Raw genomic sequence first — 6,760 nt, 5'->3', positions numbered from 1 at the left:
GGCCATCTCGGTGTTGTCGCCCGGCATGACCATCTCGGTGCCCTCGGGGAGGGTGACGACGCCGGTCACGTCGGTCGTCCGGAAGTAGAACTGCGGACGGTAGTTGTTGAAGAACGGCGTGTGGCGGCCGCCCTCCTCCTTCGACAGGATGTAGACCGAGGCGTCGAAGTTGGTGTGCGGGGTGGTGGTGCCCGGCTTGATCACGACCATGCCGCGCTCGACGTCCTCGCGCTTGGTGCCACGGAGGAGCAGACCGACGTTCTCACCGGCCTGGCCCTCGTCGAGCAGCTTGCGGAACATCTCGACACCGGTGACGGTGGACTTGATCGCGCCCTCGCGGATGCCGATGATCTCGACCTCCTCGTTGACCTTCACGATGCCCCGCTCGATGCGGCCGGTGATGACCGTGCCACGACCGGTGATCGTGAAGACGTCCTCGACGGGCATGAGGAACGGCTTGTCCGTCTCACGCTCGGGGGTCGGGATGTACTCGTCGACGGCCGACATCAGCTCGGCAACCGACTCGCCCCACTTCTCGTCGCCGTTCAGCGCCGGGAAGGCAGCAACGCGCACGACCGGAACGTCGTCGCCCGGGAACTCGTACTCGGAGAGGAGCTCGCGCACCTCCATCTCGACGAGCTCGATGAGCTCCTCGTCGTCGACCATGTCGCACTTGTTGAGCGCGACCACCAGGGCCGGCACGCCGACCTGGCGCGCGAGCAGCACGTGCTCACGGGTCTGCGGCATCGGGCCGTCGGTGGCGGCGACCACGAGGATCGCGCCGTCCATCTGGGCCGCGCCGGTGATCATGTTCTTGATGTAGTCCGCGTGACCGGGGCAGTCGACGTGCGCGTAGTGACGCGACTCGGTCTGGTACTCGATGTGAGCGATCGAGATGGTGATGCCGCGCTGACGCTCCTCGGGGGCCTTGTCGATCTGGTCGAACGGCGAGGCCTCGTTGAGGTCCGGGTACTTGTCGTGCAGCACCTTCGAGATCGCCGCGGTCAGCGTCGTCTTGCCGTGGTCGATGTGACCGATCGTCCCGATGTTCACGTGCGGCTTGGTCCGCTCGAACTTCGCCTTAGCCACTGGGGGCTCCTCCTGATTTGTGTGTTACTTGACTCGTACTAAACGGGGTGGTGCCGAGGGCCTGCGGAGACTACTCTCCGCGCGCCTTCTTGATGATCTCGTCGGCGATGTTCGTGGGAACCTCGGCGTACGAGTCGAACTCCATCGAGTACGACGCCTGACCGGAGGTCTTCGACCTCAGGTCGCCAACGTACCCGAACATCTCGGACAGCGGCACGAGGGCGTTCACGACGATGTCGCCGTGACGCTCCTCCTGCGCGCGGATCTGACCGCGACGGCTGTTGATGTCACCGATCACCGTGCCGAGGAAGCTGTCGGGCGTGGTGACCTCGACGGCGAACATCGGCTCCAGCAGGACCGGCTTGGCCTGGCGCGCGGCCTCCTTGAACGCCTGGATACCGGCGATCTTGAACGCCAGCTCGGAGGAGTCGACGTCGTGGTAGGCGCCGTCCTCGAGCGTGAACTTCACGTCGACCATGGGGTAGCCGGCGAGCACGCCGAACTCCATGGCCTCCTGGCCACCGTGGTCGACCGAGGGGATGTACTCCTTCGGCACCCGACCACCGGACACGTTGTTGATGAACTCGTAGCCGGCACCGGTGCCCGTGTCGGGGTCGATGTTGGGGCCGAGCGAGACGACGACCTTCGCGAACTGGCCCGAACCACCGGTCTGCTTCTTGTGGGTGTAGCTGTGGTTCTTGACCTCCTTGCGGATGGTCTCGCGGTAGGCCACCTGCGGCTTGCCGACGGTCGCCTCGACGCGGAACTCGCGCTTCATCCGGTCGACCAGGATCTCGAGGTGGAGCTCGCCCATGCCGGCGATGATGGTCTGGCCGGTCTCCTCGTCGGTCTTGACGGTGAAGGTCGGGTCCTCGTCGGACAGCCGCTGGATCGCGGTGCCGAGCTTCTCCTGGTCGCTCTTGGTCTTGGGCTCGATCGCGACCTCGATCACCGGGGCCGGGAACGTCATCGACTCGAGGATCACCTGGTTCTGCGGGTCGGACAGGGTGTGTCCGGTCTTGGTGTCCTTGAGACCCATGACGGCCACGATCTGGCCGGCGCCGACCGACGCGATCTCCTCACGCTTGTTGGCGTGCATCTGGTAGACCTTGCCGATCCGCTCCTTGCGGCCGTTGACCGAGTTGACCACGGTCGAGCCGGCCTCGAGCTTGCCCGAGTAGACCCGGACGTAGATCAGCTTGCCGAGGTGCGGGTCGGTGGCGATCTTGTAGGCCAGGCCGGAGAACGGCTCGTCGTCGGACGGGAGGCGCTTGATCTCCTCGTTCTCGTCCTTGACCGAGTGACCGATGATCGCGTCGATGTCGAGCGGCGACGGGAGGTAGTTGACCACCGCGTCGAGCAGCGGCTGGACGCCCTTGTTCTTGAACGCCGTGCCGCACAGGACCGGGTTGAGCTTGTCGGCCAGGGTGGCGCGACGGATCGCGGCCTCGAGCTCCTCGACGGTGAACTCGCCCTCGTCGAGGTACTTCTCCATGATCTCGTCGTCGGCCTCGGACAGCGTCTCGAGCAGCTTCTCGCGGTACTCGGCGGCCTGCTCGGCCAGCTCGGCCGGGATCTCCTCGACGGCGTAGTCCTCGCCCATCGTGGTCTCGCCCCGCCACACCAGCGCACGCATGCCGACCAGGTCGACGACACCGATGAAGTCGGACTCCGCGCCGATCGGCAGCTGGAGCACGAGCGGGGTGGAGTTGAGGCGCTCGACCATCATGTCGACGCAGCGGAAGAAGTCGGCACCGGTGCGGTCGAGCTTGTTGACGAAGCACATCCGGGGCACGGAGTACTTGTTGGCCTGGCGCCACACCGTCATCGTCTGCGGCTCGACACCGGCGACACCGTCGAAGACCGCGACCGCGCCGTCGAGGACGCGGAGCGAGCGCTCGACCTCGGCGGTGAAGTCGACGTGCCCGGGGGTGTCGATGATGTTGATCTGGTGGTTCTTCCACCAGCAGGTCGTCGCGGCGGACGTGATGGTGATGCCGCGCTCCTGCTCCTGCTCCATCCAGTCCATCGTCGCCGCGCCCTCGTGGACCTCACCGATCTTGTAGGTGATGCCGGTGTAGAAGAGGATGCGCTCGGTGGTGGTGGTCTTGCCGGCGTCGATGTGCGCCATGATGCCGATGTTGCGGACCTTGTTGAGGTCCGTCGTGATGTCGACTGCCACGTGAGTCAGCGTTCCTTAGAAGTTGGCGTAGGCGGTGGGGTGTCGGGACGGCCTCCGGAGTACGGCGTCCGTCCCGACCACGTCACCAGCGGTAGTGGGCGAAGGCCTTGTTGGACTCGGCCATCTTGTGGGTGTCCTCGCGCTTCTTCACAGCGGCACCGAGGCCGTTGGAGGCGTCGAGGATCTCGTTCATGAGGCGCTCGCTCATGGTCTTCTCGCGGCGCTCCTGGGCGTAGCCCACGAGCCAGCGCAGCGCGAGCGTGGTGCCGCGCGTGCCCTTGACCTCGATCGGGACCTGGTAGGTCGCACCGCCGACGCGGCGGGACTTGACCTCGATGGCGGGACGCACGTTGTCGAGCGCACGCTTGAGCGTGATGACCGGGTCGATCCCGGTCTTGTCGCGGGTGCCTTCGAGAGCGGTGTAGACGATGCGCTGCGCGACCTGCTTCTTGCCGTCCATGAGGACCTTGGACACGAGCTGGGTCACCAGCTGCGAGCCGTAGACCGGGTCGACGTCCAGGGGGCGCTTCGGCGCGGGGCCCTTGCGCGGCATATCAGCTCTTCTCCTTCTTGGCGCCGTAGCGGCTGCGAGCCTGCTTACGGTTCTTCACGGCCTGGGTGTCCAGGGCGCCACGGATGACCTTGTAACGGACACCGGGCAGGTCCTTCACACGACCGCCGCGGACGAGCACGATCGAGTGCTCCTGGAGGTTGTGACCCTCACCCGGGATGTAGGCGGTGACCTCGACGCCACTGCTCAGGCGCACACGAGCGACCTTGCGGAGAGCGGAGTTCGGCTTCTTCGGGGTGGTGGTGTAGACGCGGGTGCACACACCGCGTCGCTGGGGCGAACCCTTCAGGGCAGGCGTCTTGTTCTTGGACACCTTGTCCTGGCGGCCCTTGCGGACCAACTGGTTGATGGTGGGCACCTGGTGGTTCCCTTTCCTGTTTGCTCTCAGCACCCAGCACCTTGCCGGGCACGGGTCAGACTTGAAGCTGTGTGCCGTGGGATGCGCCTGCTCCAGAACGATGGAGTGAGGGCGCGCGCGACGTGCCTGGGAGTCCCAGACACAAGGAACGAGATTACCGGCCGCCTGGGGGGCGGTCAAAATGCCGGTTCGATGCGCTCGAGCGCCGGCTGCCCCTGGGCGGCGCGCGGGGTCGCCACCCGGTGCATCGCGAGCGCGATGACCACGCCGACCAGCACCAGCAGGCCACCGACGATCAAGGTCCACCGGGCGCCGTACGTCTCGCCGATCCAGCCGATCACCGGGGCGCCGAGCGGGGTCCCGCCCATGACGATCGTCATGTAGATCGCCATCACCCGCCCCCGGAGCTCCGGGTCCGTCTCGATCTGGAGGGTGGCGTTGGCCGAGTTCAGCAGCGTGATCGTGGCGAAGCCGATCAGGGGGCAGAACAGCGCGAACGAGAGGTACGTCGGCAGCGACCCGGCGACGATCTCGGCCACGCCGAAGCCCGCCGCCGCCGCGAAGAGCAGCCGGACCCGGACCTTGGGTCGCCGGGCCGCGAGCAGCGCCCCCGTCAGCGATCCGACCGCGAGCGCCGAGCCGAGGAGGCCGAACTCGCTCGCACCCTTGTCGAAGACCTCGGTGGCCATCAGCGCCGACGTCATCTGGAAGTTCATGCCGAACGTGCCGGCGAAGAACACCAGCACCAGGATCATCAGCATCTTCGGCTGGCCGCGGAGGTAGCGCACCCCTTCGAGCAGCATGCCGGGACGGCGCGCCGAGGGGACGGGCGTCCGCAGCGCACGCGTGTCCATCCGCTGGAGCTGCCAGATGACCGCCAGGTAGGAGACCGCGTTGAGCAGGATCACCCACCCGGTCGCCTCCATGCCGCCCCCGAACAGCCCGATCAGGAGGCCGGCCAGCGCCGGGCCGACGATGCGGGCGGTGTTGAACGCCGCCGAGTTGAGGCCGACGGCGTTGGTGACGTCGTCGGGGCCGACCATCTCGGACACGAACGCCTGGCGGGCCGGGCCGTCGAAGGCGGCGCCGATTCCGAACGCGAAGGCGATCACGTAGATGTGCCAGGTCTGGGCGACGCCGAGGACGGCGATCACACCGAGCAGCAGCGACGCGAGCGCCATCGTTGCCTGGGTGACCTGGAGCAGGCGGCGCTTCGGGAACCGGTCGGCGATGACGCCGGCGTACGGGGAGAGCAACAGGATCGGCAGGAACTGCAGCCCGGTCGTGATGCCGAGCGCGGCGCCGCCGTTGCCCGGGATGGTCAGCACCAACCAGTCCTGCGCGACGCGCTGCATCCAGGTGCCGATGTTCGACACGATGCTGCCGGCGAAGTACCGACGGTAGTTCTGGTGGGACAGGGATCTGAACGTGGGACTCGTGGGGTCCTCCTCGCGGGGTGTCGGTCGGTTCTTCTGGTGTTCAGGGCGGGACGGGTCAGTCCTCGTGAGCGAGCCGCTGCAGGATCGGCGCGGCCCGGCGCAGCGCGTCGCGCTCGTCGGCCGTGAGGCCGGCCAGGCGGCGGGCGAGCCACTCGTCCCGCCGCGCGCGGTCGGCGAGCAGCACGGCCCGGCCCGCGTCGGTCAGCGCCACTACGACCTGGCGGCCGTCGGAGGGATGCGACCCGCGGACGACGTACCCCCCGTCCGCCAGCAGGTTGACGGTGCGGGTCATGCTCGGCGGCTGCACCCGCTCGTGGGCGGCGAGCTCACCGACCGCCTGGTCGCCGTTGCGGTAGAGCGCGCCGAGCACGGCCATCTGGCCCATGCTGAGCGGGTTGTCCGGGTGGCGCTCCGACGCGAGCCGGCGACGCAGCCGCATCACCGACATCCGCAGCTCGCTGGCGAGGCCGGCGTCGGTGCGAGCGACCTTCTCTGAGGTAGGCATATCGTTAGCATAAGTCATTAGTTCTGCTAACTATTCCGGGGACGGAGCCAACTTTCGCCCGGCGATCTACGATGGCGTCGTGGAACTGCGCGACGAGCAGCCGATGCAGCACGAGATCGGCAACCGGACCTACCTCATCGCGCCCGTCGAGCCGCTGGACGTCGACGGGGTGCGCACGGTCCAGGTCGGCACTGCGCTGTTCCTGCTCGGCTTCATCGGGCTGCTGCCGTTCTACGGCCGGCTGGAGGACGCGGGGCGGACCTGGCTGCTGTGGATGTGCCTGACCGGGGTCGGCCTGGGGCTGCTCGGCATGGAGTACTGCAAGCGCCGGCGCCGGTTCCGCGCCGAGCGCGCCGGCGATGCCTGAGCGGCCCGTCTCGCGCTGGGCGCGCAGCGGGGAGAAGACCGACGGCTACGGCCGGCGGTTCGCCGAGCTGGTCGAGTCCGGCGCCGACATCCACGGCGAGGCGAGGCTGGCCGACACGCTGGTCCCCCGCGGGGCCCGGATCCTCGACGCCGGCTCCGGGATGGGGCGGGTGGCCGCCTACCTGCATGCCCGGGGGCACCGGGTCGTCGCGACCGAGCCCGACCCGCGACTGGCCGAGCAGTCGCGCCG

General features: G+C 67.9%; 8 protein-coding genes. 2 read left to right on the top strand and 6 right to left on the bottom strand.

Going from position 1 to position 6,760, the window contains the following annotated elements:
• The 6 genes from tuf to H0488_RS17965 form a co-directional block, all read right to left on the bottom strand.
• Positions 1–1,089, bottom strand: a 1,089-nt coding sequence (gene tuf, locus H0488_RS17990) for an elongation factor Tu (RefSeq protein ID WP_183100614.1), incomplete at its 3' end; no start/stop codon positions are given.
• Positions 1,090–1,159: 70 nt separating this feature from the next.
• Positions 1,160–3,271 (bottom strand): elongation factor G, encoded by a 2,112-nt coding sequence (fusA, locus tag H0488_RS17985; RefSeq protein WP_183100613.1) that lies wholly within the window; start codon positions 3,269–3,271, stop codon positions 1,160–1,162.
• Between the two features lie 82 nt (positions 3,272–3,353).
• Positions 3,354–3,824, bottom strand: a complete 471-nt coding sequence (gene rpsG / locus H0488_RS17980) for a 30S ribosomal protein S7 (protein WP_183100612.1) — start codon at positions 3,822–3,824, stop codon at positions 3,354–3,356.
• Position 3,825: 1 nt separating this feature from the next.
• Positions 3,826–4,200, bottom strand: coding sequence for a 30S ribosomal protein S12 (gene rpsL / locus H0488_RS17975; protein ID WP_109692297.1), 375 nt, complete (start codon positions 4,198–4,200; stop codon positions 3,826–3,828).
• Positions 4,201–4,376: 176 nt separating this feature from the next.
• Positions 4,377–5,576, bottom strand: a complete 1,200-nt coding sequence (locus H0488_RS17970; protein ID WP_376768476.1) for an MFS transporter — start codon at positions 5,574–5,576, stop codon at positions 4,377–4,379.
• Between the two features lie 118 nt (positions 5,577–5,694).
• The gene (locus H0488_RS17965; RefSeq protein WP_246372413.1) at positions 5,695–6,144 is read right to left on the bottom strand and encodes a MarR family winged helix-turn-helix transcriptional regulator; all 450 of its coding nucleotides are present in this window, start codon (positions 6,142–6,144) and stop codon (positions 5,695–5,697) included.
• Between the two features lie 79 nt (positions 6,145–6,223).
• On the opposite strand from H0488_RS17965, the gene H0488_RS17960 reads away from it, so the two are divergent.
• Together H0488_RS17960 and H0488_RS23725 are read left to right on the top strand one after the other, a co-directional pair.
• Positions 6,224–6,511 (top strand): DUF2530 domain-containing protein, encoded by a 288-nt coding sequence (locus H0488_RS17960; protein ID WP_312856416.1) that lies wholly within the window; start codon positions 6,224–6,226, stop codon positions 6,509–6,511.
• Positions 6,504–6,760: class I SAM-dependent methyltransferase (locus H0488_RS23725; protein WP_376768475.1), on the top strand; the 257-nt coding region annotated here is incomplete at its 3' end. The genes H0488_RS17960 and H0488_RS23725, both read left to right, overlap by 8 nt.

Origin of the sequence: Nocardioides pelophilus, from assembly GCF_014180685.1 — a bacterium.
GTDB classification, from domain to species: Bacteria; Actinomycetota; Actinomycetes; order Propionibacteriales; family Nocardioidaceae; genus Nocardioides; species Nocardioides pelophilus.
The sequence above is the reverse complement of the archived record's forward strand: the minus strand, read 5'-3'. Positions and strand labels throughout refer to the sequence as shown.